Here is a 13,183-nt window from a genome sequence, read left to right as displayed (position 1 = left end):
TAAATTATGAGGGAGAAGACAACGCTTTCTGAAGCAATTCGTTGGTGAGTTTGGGGTCGGCACTGCCTTTCGATTTCTTCATCACTTCGCCCACAAACAAACCCAGCAGCCCTTTTTTACCCTTTTTGTATTCTTTGACTTTATCGGGCCAGGCGGCCAGTACCTCCTCTACCAACGTCTGTAAGGCATCGGTATTGCTGTTCTGAATCAAATTCTGTTCCTGCGCCACCTGCTCCGGCGAGGTTTCGGGCTGCTCGATCAACACCGGGAAAATCCGCTGACTGGCCGACGAAAAGCTGACCTTGCCGGAATCGACCAGGTTGATCAGTTCCGCCAGTTTGTCGACCGATACCGGAAACTGCCCGTCGCGCAGCGTTTTTTCGGTCAACTGCGCTTTCACCGGCCCCATGATCCAGTTCGAAACTGCCTTGTAGTTTTTTGTACGCTGGCAAACCGCTTCGAAATAATCGGCTAGTTCCCGCACATCGGCCAGCAAAGCCGCGTCGTATTCGGGCAAACCGTACTGATTCAGCAACGTTTCGTAGCGTTCTTTCGGCAGCGCGGGCATCTGGGCCCGAATCCCGGCCAGCCAATCGTCCGAGATCACGACCGGGCTCAGGTCCGGGTCCGGAAAATATCGGTAGTCATTCATGGTTTCCTTCATCCGCATCCCGTGCGTCAGGCCGGTGTTGGCGTCAAACATCCGCGTCTCCTGCACAATCGTGCCGCCTTTTTCAACCAGTTCAACCTGCCGCCGGACTTCGCTTTCGATGGCCCGCTGCACGTTCCGGATGGAGTTCATGTTCTTGATTTCCACCTTTGTACCAAACTCCTTCGCGCCCCATAGCCGCACCGAAATGTTGACATCGCAACGCAGCGAGCCTTCTTCCATGTTGCCGTCGCAGATGTCGAGATACCGCACCAATCGCCGTACTTCGGTCAGGTAGGCCGCGGCTTCTTCGGCGCTCTGAATCACCGGATCGGTCACCATTTCGATCAGGGGTGTCCCGGCGCGGTTGTAGTCAAGCAGCGTGTTCCAGTCGCTGTCGTGAATGGATTTTCCGGCATCTTCCTCTAAATGAATATGATGAAGTTGAACCGACCTTTCGACCACCTGCCCGTTGACATCCTTGAATTTCACCGGCACTTCGCCCCCGACGCAAATCGGCGTTTTGTCCTGCGAAAGCTGATACCCCTTCGGCAGATCGGGGTAGAAGTAGTTTTTACGGGCAAAAACCGTGTATTGCGTGATGGCCGACCGGCACGCCAGCCCCATCCGAACGGCTAGTTCAATGGCCCGGCGGTTGAGCTTTGGCAAGGTACCCGGATGACCGAGCGTAATTACGCCGACATTTGTATTCGGCTCACTACCAAACTGATTGGAGTCAGCCGCAAAGATTTTCGTCGCTGTCAGCAGTTGACAGTGAACTTCCAGCCCAATCACCACCTCGTATTTTGCGAGCACCGCTGCCGGTACCGTTTTGTCAGCCGTTTCCGAAATCATGAATCTGTGTAAATGAAGGTAAAAACGGGAACTCAGTATACGGTTTTCCATTTACGGTTTTCGCGTCAGCCAATGAAAACTGAAAACCGTAAACGGTATACCGAATACCGTAAACCGATAAACCGCAAAGATACGGCTAAAATCTCATTTCACTATTCAGGGGACTACTTGTAAAAAACCGCTTTTTATTGCACAATTCCGGCATAGACGATAATAATAAAAACAACTTTCTGATAGCCGAGTCAATGGTAATCATTTGTATATAAATAGATTATAAATTTAGTAACGAAATAAAATGCTAGCCTAAACAACAGGATGCCAATTATTAAATTGCATTTTGTTGATTTGTTAAAACAAAATACAACCATGAAAAGGAAAATTTACAATTCGGTACATTTGAAAACGGGTCTGGTGACCTTCGGGCTGGCCGGACTCCTGGGAATGAATCCGGCGCAGGCGCAAAAACCGGAAAAACCGGCCGAAGGCGGCAAAGAAGCGCCGGGGCTTCAACTCTCCTTTTATGAAATCGGTAACCTGAAATTCCGGCTGGAAGTGACCAAGCCGTTGCTATCCCTGCAAGATCCCATTGATGTATTCATCGTCAGCGACGACCGCCAAATTCTGTATGCCCGTACGTACTCTCCGCGCGACCTGCGCATCACCACCTTCGACTTATCGACCTTTCAGGACGGCACCTACGGTTTTGAAGTTCGTTCGGGGAATACCCGAATTGCCCAGCGATTTGATATCAGGACTCAATTAAAGCGGGTTATTCTGGACCGGAATTAACGAACAGCCCCTTTGTAAAACGGTCGGATGCAGTGCGTTCGGCCGTTTTTTGTGTTTAGATTTTTTGTAAATTCCGGGGTTGATGCTGAAACGTGTATCTGGCTAACTGTGACTTAACAATGGCAAACGCTGCTCTCGAATTTGAGATTCGGGCCAACAAAGAACACGAAGAATATTACCTCCGAGAGCCTGATGGCACCTTGCTTGGCGTGCTGGATTATAAAAACTGGTATTCTTCGGATGCCCGGTTTGTATTGGGCGACTGGCAACTTCAGGGCAGTTCGGATAATTTCTGGAGCACATCCTATTCCGTAAAAGACCTGGAAACCGGCGAGGTCGTCGCCGGAATTACTTTCAACTGGAAGTGGGAAGCGATTATTACTGTCTCTTTTCCGGGCCAGGACTCGACGGTTTTTATTCTGAAAGCTACCGGTTTCTGGAATTACCGGTTTACGTTGCTGCATCAGGACCAACCAATTTTAACGATTAGTCCCGATTTTCGAATGAGGAAAATGTCGTACGAATACGACGTGCAGGGAAGGCCCTTTTTTGATTCCGACTTATACACGCATCTTCTGACACTCATCAGTGTCTACATCGCCAACCTGCAAATGACCATGATGGCTACCGTGGTAGCAGCCAGTTGACCGTTACACCTCGCTCCAGCGAAACCGCACGTAGGTCTGGGCCAGCAGCGCCATTTTTTTAAAATCCGGAACCCGAATCCGCTCTTCCTGAATCCGTGAAGCCGGTACCTGCTTGATCTTCTCAAATAAGGTCAGGTAATACGTGTACGCCAAATGAACCCCCATTCGTGCCCCACGCGGCAACCGAATGATGCCTTCGTAGGCTGCGTCAAAGTCCCGCTGAATATCCGCTTCAATTAACCGCTTGGCTTCTTTGGTGAACACCCGGAAGTCCACGCCCGGAAAGTACACCCGGCCCCGGTCTACATAATCGCTCTTCAAATCCCGCAGGAAGTTGACCTTTTGAAAAGCCGCCCCCAGCTTGCGGGCGGGTTCCTCCAGCCGTTCAAACATGGCCCGGTCGCCCTCGCAAAAAACCCGCAGGCACATCAGACCCACCACTTCGGCCGAACCATAGATGTACTCTTCATACCCATTCTGGTTGTAGGCCTGCTGGTAGAGATCCATCTCCATGCTGTGCAAAAAGGCGTCGATGAGCCGACGCTCGATGCCGTACTGTTTGACCACGGCCTGAAAGGCGTGCAGAATCGGATTAAGGCTGATGCCGTCGCGCAGGGCTTCGTCGGTATCGTTTTTAAACTTATCGAGCAAATACTTCTGGTCGAAGTCGTAGAAGGTATCAACAATCTCGTCGGCGTAGCGGACAAAACCGTAGATGCTGTAGATGGGGTCGTGAAACCGGCGGTCCAGTGTTTTGATGCCCAGGGTAAACGAAGTGCTGTAGTGCTCAGTGACCAGTTTGCTGCACTCGACGGCGGTACGGTTGAATAACGCGATCATATGGGGTAGTTGATAGACTGGTCCGTCCCTTTCGGGCCGAATCAGCTAAGATGGATGGATGGTTTCACTGTTTGTATTCGTTATGCGAACTCCTTCGCCACTTCATCCGCTACGACCAGTCCTGAGATCAGCGAAGGCGGCACCCCCGGGCCGGGAACTGTCAATTGGCCCGTGTAGAACAAGTTGTTGACCCTTTTGTTCTTTAAACCGGGTTTTAAAATAGCCGTCTGCCGCAGCGTATTGGCCAGACCATAGGCATTGCCCCGAAAGGCGTGGTAATCAGCCACAAAATTGCTGTGGGCGTAACTTTGCTTATAAATAATATGGTCCCGGATGCTTTCGCCCACGTAAGCTTCCAGCCTTTCCATAACGATCTGGAAATACCGTTCGCGGGTTTCTTCCGGGTCGTTCAAATCCGGCGCAACGGGAATAAGAATGAACAGGTTTTCCATGCCTGCCGGGGCCACACTCGGGTCAGTTTTCGACGGAGCCGAGACATAAAACAGCGGACGGCTGGGCCACTGGGGTTCTTCATAAATCTCCCGCGCATGTTGCCGGAAATCTTCGTCGAAAAACAGGTTGTGGTGCTGTAACCGGGGCACGCGTTTGTTGACCCCCAGGTAAAACAGCAGTGACGAAGGCGCCATCACCCGGCTGTTCCAGTAGGCATCGTCATAATTCCGGTATTGGGGAACCAGCAGTTTGCTGTCGACATGCTGGTAATCGGCCCCGGCCACCACGACATCGGCCTCGAAGGTTCCCTGGTAGGTTTCAACCTTGTTGGCACTACCATTTGTTACACCAATTTGTTTAACCGGATGATTCAATAAAATTTTCACGCCTTTCTCTTCAGCCAGCTTCACCATCGCTTTCACGATCTCGTGCATGCCGCCCATGGGGTACCACGTCCCCATCGAAATTTCGGCGTAATTCATCAAACTGTACATCGCCGGGGTATTTTCGGGCGTGGCACCGAGGAACAGAATCGGGAATTCCATTAGTTGCAACAGCCGCTCATTGCTGAAATACTTGCGGACATGGCTGGCAAACGACTGAAACACATCCAGCCGAACCACATCCCGCAGCAGTTTCACGCTCATGAACTCCGACACCCGCCGACTCGGTTTCCAGACAAACTGGTTGATACCGACATTGTACTTGTAAGCCGCCTGCTCCAGGAAATCGAGCAACCGACGGCTGGCGCCGGGCTCCATTTCTTCAAAAACCGCCTGCAAATTCGTCAAACCCGCCGGAAGACTGACCGCATCGTTAGCGCCAAAAATGACCGCATACGAAGGGTCCAGTCGCACAAGGTCATAATAATCAGACGGTTTTTTGCCGAATCGACCAAAATAAGTTTCAAACACATCCGGCATCCAGTACCAGCTTGGCCCCATGTCAAACGTAAAACCGCTCGCTTTAAACACCCGCGCCCGGCCGCCCGGTTGGCTATTTTTCTCTAAAATGGTTACCTGAAATCCTTTATCGGCCAGACTGGTAGCCACCGACAAGCCGGCAAAACCGGCTCCAATAACAATGACATGCTTAGACATAGGAATGACGGTAGTACAGACCGCCTTACTGCGTGATGGGTGTTGTAATAAACACAAAAAAGACGGATTCGAAAATCCGTCTTTTGCTTTAACCAAAAAAGTTAGACGGAAACCGTCTAACTTTTCGGAACCTTCCTCTTTTTTAACCAAAAACTACTCAATCAATGTCTTTTGAGACCATAGAAGCGAGACAAGAGAGTTAAAGACCACTTCGTAATGTTTCTTTATTCTCTTGTCAAACCTCTATTGTCTGTAATTATGCCTGATAAGCATACACTTTCAAGCGATCTTTCAACTCTTTACGGGCGATGTGGATCCGGTTTTTCACCGTACCGATGGGGATATCCAACCGGGCTGCAATTTCGTGGTATTTAAAACCCCGGAAGTGCATCATAAACGGCGTCCGGTACGTATCGTCCAGCGAGTTAACGGCCCGGTTGATATCATCCTGCGCAAACGACGAGTAAGCCAGATTATCGGTGCTGCTCTCCGTCGAGTTAATGTAGTGCAGATTGTCCGTCGTATCGATGAACGTATTTTTCCGCACCATGCGCTGGTAATTGGTAATGAAGGTATTTTTCATGATGGTATACAACCACGCTTTCAGGTTGGTACCATCAGTGTATTTATCGCGATTGGTAAACGCTTTCAACAACGTGTCCTGTAACAAGTCATTTGCGTCTTCAACATCTTTCGTCAACCGCAGGGCAAATGGCTTCAGCGACTTTGAAACTTTGCCGATGTTGTAGGTAAATTCAAGTGCTGTCATGATCTATAAGTCGTTTTTCGTTGAACCTTGTCTGGTTACCTATTAGACAACAATGCAACCAAACCAGAAAAAATTTTAATTAGCTCTTCAAAAAGCCAATTAAACACCTGACAAACAAATACTTGCAATTCGTAGACTGAGCCAACGGGACAACTGTGCCAACGGATGTCAAGGAACAAGTTGTGGTTTTTTTTCTACACTCTGGGGAACCACACACCCACTTTGTTTAACGTTTGTCAAAATTAGTTAAACAAAATTAACTTCCAATAGTCCATAAAACTTAATTTCAATGCTCTTGTTCCATGGGAAGCCATAAAATATCCGGACTTTGAAGTGCAACCACGTTGCATAATAATGTATTTTTGTCTTCCTGTTTATTTTGTAATACCCTGAAAGTGAACATAAGTCGTCTCTTATACGGATTTAGTACATTTTTTTGCCTGTTTGGAATGGGGAACATCTACCCCACTCTGGCCCAGGAACACTGTGATTGCTTCATCAAAGGGGTGGTGCTGGATAAAGACAGCCGCCAACCGATTCCGGGCGCGGCCGTTTTTGTGCGGGAATTGCAGAAAGGAACTACCACCGATGCGCAGGGCCAATACCGCATCGATCAACTCTGCCAGGGCCAATACACCCTGGTGAGCCGTATTCTGGGCTACCGGGAAATTTCGGTGCCGGTAACGCTGGTTCATACCTCCGAACAAAATGTGCTGCTGACCGAAGACGACATTCATTTGCAGGATGTAAATGTGACCGCCCAACGGGCCACCGCCCTGAACAGCCAGACGGTTTCGCAAATCGAAAGCAAGGCCCTCGACCAGACGCGCGGCCAGTCACTGGGCGAAGCACTTCGGACCGTGACGGGCATCACGACGCTCCAAACCGGCTCGTCGATTGCCAAACCGGTTATCCACGGCATGCACAGCAACCGCGTGCTGATCCTGAACAATGGCATCCGGCAGGAAGGCCAGCAATGGGGCTCCGAACACGCGCCCGAAATCGACCCGTTCGTGGCCAATCGCATTACCGTCATTAAAGGCGCTGCGGGCGTACGGTTTGGTTCCGATGCCATCGGCGGAGTCATTCTGGTTGAACCTGCACCCCTGCCGACAAATAAAACATTTGCTGGCGAACTGAACCTGGTCGGTTTCAGCAACGGTCGGCAAGGGGTGGCTTCACTCCTGACGGAAGGCGGTTTTGGCAAAGGCTTCGGCTGGCGGGCACAGGGAACGCTCAAGCGGGGCGGCAACATCCGGACGCCCAATTATTTCCTCGACAATACCGGCATTGCGGAACAAAACTTCTCGACGGCGCTTGGTTACCGCACCAACCGTTTTCGCTCCGAACTCTACTACAGCCGGTTTTCGACCAAACTGGGCATTTTTTCCGGTTCACACATCGGCAACCTGAGCGATTTGCAGGCGGTACTGGAAAACGGTGAGCCCTTTGTCAAATCCGGCTTTTCGTACGCCATCAACCGACCATACCAGCGGGTTACACACGATCTGCTGAAATGGCGGACCGACTGGAAACCGGCGGCCGGGGGTGAGTGGAGCCTGACGCTGGCCCGGCAATTTGACGACCGGATGGAATACGATCTGCACCGCCCGCTCAACGATTCGCTGGCCGCGTTGAACCGCCCCGAACTCCGCTTCCGGCTGACGACTTACACCGGCGATCTGGTGTTTGACCACAAACCCGTTGCCGACAAACTGACCGGCACGCTGGGCATCAGCGGTTTTTACCAGTTTAACATCATGAACGGCCGTCCGCTGATTCCGAACTTCCGGACGTACAACGCCGGTATTTTCTGGCTCGAAAAGCTGAAACTGAGCCGTTGGGAGTACGAATTCGGGCTGCGCTACGATTACCGCCACATGCAGGTGTTCCGCTACGAGCGGCAGGTGCTGGAAAAACCGCTATTTGTGTTTCAGAATTTTTCGGGAACCCTCGGGGCAACGTACTCTTTTGCCGATCAGTGGACCACGCGCATCAACGCCGGAACGTCCTGGCGCGCCCCCAACGTCAGCGAACTGTTCAGCGATGGCGTTCACCACGGGGCTGCGGCTTACGAACGCGGGGACCGGACGCTGCAACCCGAAGTGGCCTATAACCTGAGCCTGAGTTCGGAGTATGCCGGAAAAACCGTGCAGGCCGAAGTCGGTTTTTTCTACAACACCATCCGCGACTACATTTACCTGAAACCGCAGGCCGAACCCATCCTGACCGTCCGGGGCGCTTTTCCCTCGTTTCAATACACTCAAACCAATGCCCGTTACGCCGGTCTCGACGCCAGCATATCGGCTGTTTTGCGGCCTAACCTGAGCGGAACCTCCAAATTATCACTGCTCCACGTACAGGATTTAATTCAAAATCAGCCTATTGTGATGACTCCGCCGAACCGCTGGGAAAACAACCTGCGCTACGAACCCGGCAAGTGGGGCCAGTTGCAGGATGTGTTTGTCGGCCTTGGCAATCTGTGGGTAGCCCGGCAAAACCGGGTGCCGCCCAACAGTGATTTTACACCGCCCCCGCCCGCGTATTCACTCTGGAATCTGACGGCCGGTTTTTCGGTTCCGGTTTCCGACAAACACCGGGTGGATGTGGGCCTGACGGTTTCCAATCTGTTCAACACGGTTTACCGCGATTACCTGAACCGCTTCCGGTATTACGCCGACGACCCGGGCCGGAATGCGTCGGTGCGGCTGAAATGGACGTTTTAGGGCGTGTAATAAAACTCCAAGGGGTCGGAGTACTGGAACGAGAAACCAAGCGTCGCGATCAGTTTTTCCGGACTAATGATCTTGAACGCAGCCGGTTCCGGCGACTCGGCAAAGGTGGGCGTTTCGTAGCCGAAATCATCGCAGTTTTTGCGATAAATCGCTTCCCGCGTAGGATGTTCGGGCGACACGACATTGAACGTCTGGCCCGGCTGCGGATTTTTGAGCAGTGTTTGGATCACCCGAACGGCGTCATCGCGGTGAATGTAGTTGACCGGCACGGCGCCCGTGGTCAGGCCCTGCTTTCCGGCCACGTAGCGCCCCGGAATTCGGTTATACCCCAGCAACCCGCCAAACCGCAGCACCGTTGCGTTGCCCAGTCCCAGGATCATCTGCTCGGCTTCCACAAACGCCGGAGCCGCCGACTGGTCGGGCGTCACGACATCTTCTTCTGCCAAAACCCGGTTTAAATCCGGATAAACGGAGGTCGAGCTGACATAGACCAGATACGGGATTGCCCGACCGGTTTTTCGCAGGGCCTCGCTCAGCGCCCGAATTTGCTCCGGATGAAAGGCATCGCCCTGTTTTCCGGCTTTCGGCGGAATGTCCACGATCAGTGCATCCGTTGTCAGGAAATCCGCCAGCTCATCGCCTTCCGGTTCTGGGTTGAAACGCAGTTCGTAGGGCTTGATGCCGCGTTTCCAGAAAACGGGCAGTTTTTCCGGCGAGGTTGTGCTGCCTTTGACCGTGTAGCCATCGGTCAGCAATTGCTCGGCCAGCGGGTAGCCCAGCCAGCCACATCCTAAAATACTGACGGTTTCGATCGTCATTTCGTCGTTCCTTCGGCAAGGTTTTGAAATCCGGCAATCAGGGTGTCGATGGGCGTCTGGCTATTGGCCAGGATAATGACAGCCGCCTGACGTACCGGGTTAAAGGCCACGTACGTCACAAAGCCGCCCGTTCCGCCCTGGTGGGTAAACCACGGCTGGGCCGAATCGGTTCGCCAGTGCCAGCCCAGGCCCACCGTCGTCTGGCCGTTAACAAAAGTGGGCTGCTGCGTGGTTTTCATCAATTCCAGCATCTTTTTCGGTCCTTTGCCCAGTTCGGCTTTCAGGTACGGCACCAGATCTGTGACCGACGACCGGATGCCCCCCGCGCCCGTCAGCGCCTGAAACTCCCAGGAGGACGTCGGGTTGCCTTGCCCGTTGTGGCCCTGCGCGAACCGGTTGCGATCCTCATCCCTGAGCGTAATGACGGTATGCGCCATACCGAGCGGTTTGGCAATGCGTTCCCGGATCAGGTCTTCGTACGACTTTTTGTTGACGGTTTCCAGAATCGTACCCAGCAATCCGACGGCTAGGTTGGAGTACTCGTATTCTTTGCCCGGCTGGCGCGACAAGATAGCCGTTTTCAGGTACGTATAGAGCAATTTCCGGTCGTAATGTTTGTAGGGATTGGTCATATCCGTAGCGGTCAACAACAGATTGGCCGGTAGCCGGGGCAAACCGGACGTATGGTTAGACAATGTTTTCAGCGTCACCGGAACACCGTCTTTCTGCAACGGCGGAATCGAATCGGGCAGGTATTTACTGACCGGATCGTCGAGCTTGACCAACCCGCGCTGCACGGCGTCGGCCAGCAACGTCGCCGTGAGGGTTTTGCTGATCGAGCCAATTTCAAAAAGCGTATTGGCATCCGGGACATGCCTACTGCCTTTAGCGGTTTCGCCGTAGCCGTAGGTGAACAGGCTGTCGTTGCGCCAGATGCCGATGCTCAGACCAACCGTATTCGCTTTTTTAACGTAGGCCTGTGCCACGGCATCGGCCTTTTTGTCGAAAGCCGTCCGGAGCGGATTGCTCGTCAGAACCGCGCCGGTTTTTTCGGAAATATCGGCTTCGAAAGGCCGGAACAAAAAGGTATGGATTTTGCCTGTCTTATCCTGACTGATAAAAAAATCGAGCGTTCCTTTTTCAAACACGGCTTTGTAGCGGGCCACGCCGTCCCGGAAGCTTCGGCGGTCGGCGGATTGCCAGCGCCCCAGTTGCGTTTGCAACCCCTGCGAAACTTGCGTAAACTGAGTGGCCGAGATCTGTGCGCGGAAGGCCTCGTCCACCAGGGCGTAGAGCGAGTCAGGTTGCTGGTTATTAAAGTAGCGTTTGGCGCGTTCGGTCAGTGAATCTAGCCGGGCCGTTTCCGGATTTTGAGCCAGGGCGGGTGTAACGGCCAGCAGCAGCAGGCAGATGAGGAATTTCATGAGGAAGGATTTGATCCTGTCAAAAATAACCTTTCTGCTTTAGGAATGCCATTTTCCGGCCAGTAGCGTCATTTTTGTGCTATACAAACTTTTTAAAATTTTATTTATACAAAAAACAACCATTCTTTCAACACCAAACAATGTGGCAACATTTCAGAAAAATACCGAACAAAACTCTAGAAAATTGGCTTTAAATTTGCTTTTTATTTCTGAAATTGTAAATTCACAAACTACTAAGAAAACTGAAACCTTAGAGCTGTCTTAGCATATTTATAATTACCGTAACTAGCTGGAAATCATGAGCGAGGAAGTGGAGCCAATACCGAATATCTATAATTATTGCGATTCCTGGTGCGAACGCTGCCCGTTTACGAAACGGTGCCAAAATTTTGCCCTCCAATATCCGAATGGGCTGAAACAGTCGACGATGAGTGCCGAAACGCTCGTCAACCGGTTGCTGGAAACCCTTGAACTGACAAAATCCTACATTGATAAAGCCCGTCAACAACGCCTTTTACCCGAAGCAAAAATGGTGCAACAGGAAGCCCAGGCCGTCGGCATACAACCCGAAACCGCATCGCCCAATCCGCTCGCGGCTCTGTGCGACGAGTACCTGAAGCAAACCGCTACCTGGCTCAAACAGGAGAAAGATTTACTGGAGCAGGCGGGTCACCAGCAGGCCTTTGAAACCAACCTGGGCATCCGAAGCGAGGAAGAAGCCGTTGCCCTGCTCAATAAGCTGAAGGATGCCTGGGAAATCATCAAGTGGTACCGGACACTGATTCCGGTCAAAGTGATTTCGGCCCTGCAAATGAACCGTGGCATGGACCACAACCTGACGTTGCGGACCTATTTCAACGGAAAAGCCAAGCTGGTCTTGGTCAGCATCGACCACTCGCTGCTGGCCTGGCACACGTTGCTGGAAAATTATCCCGAAAAAACCGACGACGTGCTCGACATGCTCGTCCTGCTCGACCGCATTCGGAAGCAAATGGATGCCACCTTCCCGGACGCCCGGCAATTCCGACGACCGGGACTGGACTAAAAAAAAGGGAATTTTAAATGCAAAATGATGAACGCTGAATGTAAAAGTGGCTTGGCGCATTTGGAACACTTTTACATTTAGTATTCATCATTTTATAGTTGAAATTCTTTGTTTAATGTCGCATTTCTACAATCCTGGGGCTGGCCCGTCGCCTACTTTTGCATCGTCAACTATTCACTCCCACGACGATGAAAAAGATTTGTTTCCTATTTTTTGTGATTGCCTTCAGCGCCTTTGTGGCTGAAGAACCGGTGAGTAAACTCAACGGTGCCTACCGCCAGACGCGGTATAAATTCGGGGACATGAAGTCCTGGAAAAACCGGGATTCCGTGACGGTCATCAAGGTGTTCAAAGACGGTTATTGGTTTGCGGGCTGGTATGCCGACAAACGGCGTGGGCGTGCGTTTTTCGACGGCGTGGGCGGAGGCACGTATGAATTGAAAAACGGCAAGTACCTGGAAAAAATAGCGTATTATTCCTGGGATTCGACTGCCGTGGGTAAGACGCTGGCGATGGATTACAAAATCGACCAGAAGGCGTTTCAACAAACCGGTTTTCTGAATTCCGACAAGTACAAAAACTACGAAGTTAGCGAGGTGGATGAGCGGATCGTACCGAAAGAACCGCTCAAAAATCGCGATCTGGAAGGCGTCTGGCTGATGCAGGAAGGCACCTGGGGCAATACCCAGTTGGGAAAAGATGTGTATAAAGACATTAAAGTCGTGAAAATCTTCAGCTATCCGCTGGTGGTGTATGCGTATTACAACCCCAAAACCGGGCAATTCAATGGGGCCGGAGCCGGTCGGTATCAATACGATGGCAAAACCCTGACTGAAACCAACGAATTTTTCTCCTGGGATGTGAAGCAAACCGGCGTGAAAAACAACTTCAAGATCACGAAACAGGGCGACCGCTATACGCAGGAAGGTTGGAAAGGAACGTTGCGGGAGGTATTTGCCAAAGCGGAGTAAGTACCGGTTGCGCAAATACATACACAATGTGTTGGCAGTTCAGATCTTTCCATGCTTTGCAACTGCGAAAAACCCATCCGACGGTCAA

General features: G+C 51.7%; 11 protein-coding genes. 5 read left to right on the top strand and 6 right to left on the bottom strand.

The annotated features are described in order from the left end of the window. Positions 1-4 precede the first annotated feature (4 nt). Positions 5-1,504: an Asp-tRNA(Asn)/Glu-tRNA(Gln) amidotransferase subunit GatB gene (gene gatB / locus ACO2Q8_RS27440; RefSeq protein ID WP_423348099.1), complete on the bottom strand. Its 1,500-nt coding sequence runs from the start codon at positions 1,502-1,504 to the stop codon at positions 5-7. A 366-nt stretch (positions 1,505-1,870) separates the two neighbouring features. Between gatB and ACO2Q8_RS27435 the strand changes: the two genes are divergently transcribed. Continuing rightward, positions 1,871-2,293 carry a hypothetical protein gene (locus ACO2Q8_RS27435; RefSeq protein WP_423348098.1) on the top strand — a complete coding sequence of 141 codons (423 nt, stop codon included), beginning with the start codon at positions 1,871-1,873 and terminating at the stop codon, positions 2,291-2,293. Between the two features lie 119 nt (positions 2,294-2,412). Further along, positions 2,413-2,940 carry a hypothetical protein gene (locus tag ACO2Q8_RS27430; RefSeq protein WP_423348097.1) on the top strand — a complete coding sequence of 176 codons (528 nt, stop codon included), beginning with the start codon at positions 2,413-2,415 and terminating at the stop codon, positions 2,938-2,940. A 3-nt stretch (positions 2,941-2,943) separates the two neighbouring features. Here ACO2Q8_RS27430 and ACO2Q8_RS27425 read toward each other — a convergent pair whose 3' ends face one another. The 3 genes from ACO2Q8_RS27425 to ACO2Q8_RS27415 form a co-directional block, all read right to left on the bottom strand. Continuing rightward, positions 2,944-3,780: a phytoene/squalene synthase family protein gene (locus ACO2Q8_RS27425; RefSeq protein WP_423348096.1), complete on the bottom strand. Its 837-nt coding sequence runs from the start codon at positions 3,778-3,780 to the stop codon at positions 2,944-2,946. A gap of 80 nt (positions 3,781-3,860) precedes the next feature. After that, entirely contained in the window at positions 3,861-5,333 is a 1,473-nt protein-coding gene (locus ACO2Q8_RS27420; protein ID WP_423348095.1) for a phytoene desaturase family protein, read from the bottom strand. 256 nt (positions 5,334-5,589) lie between these two features. Further along, complete coding sequence (locus tag ACO2Q8_RS27415; protein WP_379847084.1) at positions 5,590-6,102, bottom strand: RNA polymerase sigma factor; 513 nt, start codon at positions 6,100-6,102, stop codon at positions 5,590-5,592. Positions 6,103-6,551: 449 nt separating this feature from the next. On the opposite strand from ACO2Q8_RS27415, the gene ACO2Q8_RS27410 reads away from it, so the two are divergent. After that, positions 6,552-8,828 (top strand): TonB-dependent receptor, encoded by a 2,277-nt coding sequence (locus ACO2Q8_RS27410; RefSeq protein ID WP_423348094.1) that lies wholly within the window; start codon positions 6,552-6,554, stop codon positions 8,826-8,828. Here the strand turns inward: ACO2Q8_RS27410 and ACO2Q8_RS27405 are convergent. Together ACO2Q8_RS27405 and ACO2Q8_RS27400 are read right to left on the bottom strand one after the other, a co-directional pair. Then, on the bottom strand, positions 8,825-9,655 hold the full coding sequence (locus tag ACO2Q8_RS27405) for an SDR family oxidoreductase (protein ID WP_423348093.1): 831 nt from the start codon (positions 9,653-9,655) through the stop codon (positions 8,825-8,827). The genes ACO2Q8_RS27410 and ACO2Q8_RS27405 overlap by 4 nt on opposite strands. Next, positions 9,652-11,079 (bottom strand): serine hydrolase, encoded by a 1,428-nt coding sequence (locus ACO2Q8_RS27400; RefSeq protein ID WP_423348092.1) that lies wholly within the window; start codon positions 11,077-11,079, stop codon positions 9,652-9,654. Before ACO2Q8_RS27400 ends, ACO2Q8_RS27405 begins: the two co-directional genes overlap by 4 nt. Positions 11,080-11,377: 298 nt before the next feature. Between ACO2Q8_RS27400 and ACO2Q8_RS27395 the strand changes: the two genes are divergently transcribed. After that, a complete protein-coding gene (locus tag ACO2Q8_RS27395) occupies positions 11,378-12,124 on the top strand; it encodes a hypothetical protein (protein ID WP_423348091.1) in 747 nt (248 codons plus the stop codon). A gap of 188 nt (positions 12,125-12,312) precedes the next feature. Continuing rightward, the gene (locus tag ACO2Q8_RS27390; RefSeq protein WP_423348090.1) at positions 12,313-13,095 is read left to right on the top strand and encodes a hypothetical protein; all 783 of its coding nucleotides are present in this window, start codon (positions 12,313-12,315) and stop codon (positions 13,093-13,095) included. Positions 13,096-13,183 lie beyond the last annotated feature (88 nt).

It is taken from the genome of Larkinella sp. VNQ87, assembly GCF_049445795.1.
Lineage (GTDB): Bacteria > Bacteroidota > Bacteroidia > Cytophagales > Spirosomataceae > Larkinella.
The sequence above is the reverse complement of the archived record's forward strand: the minus strand, read 5'-3'. Positions and strand labels throughout refer to the sequence as shown.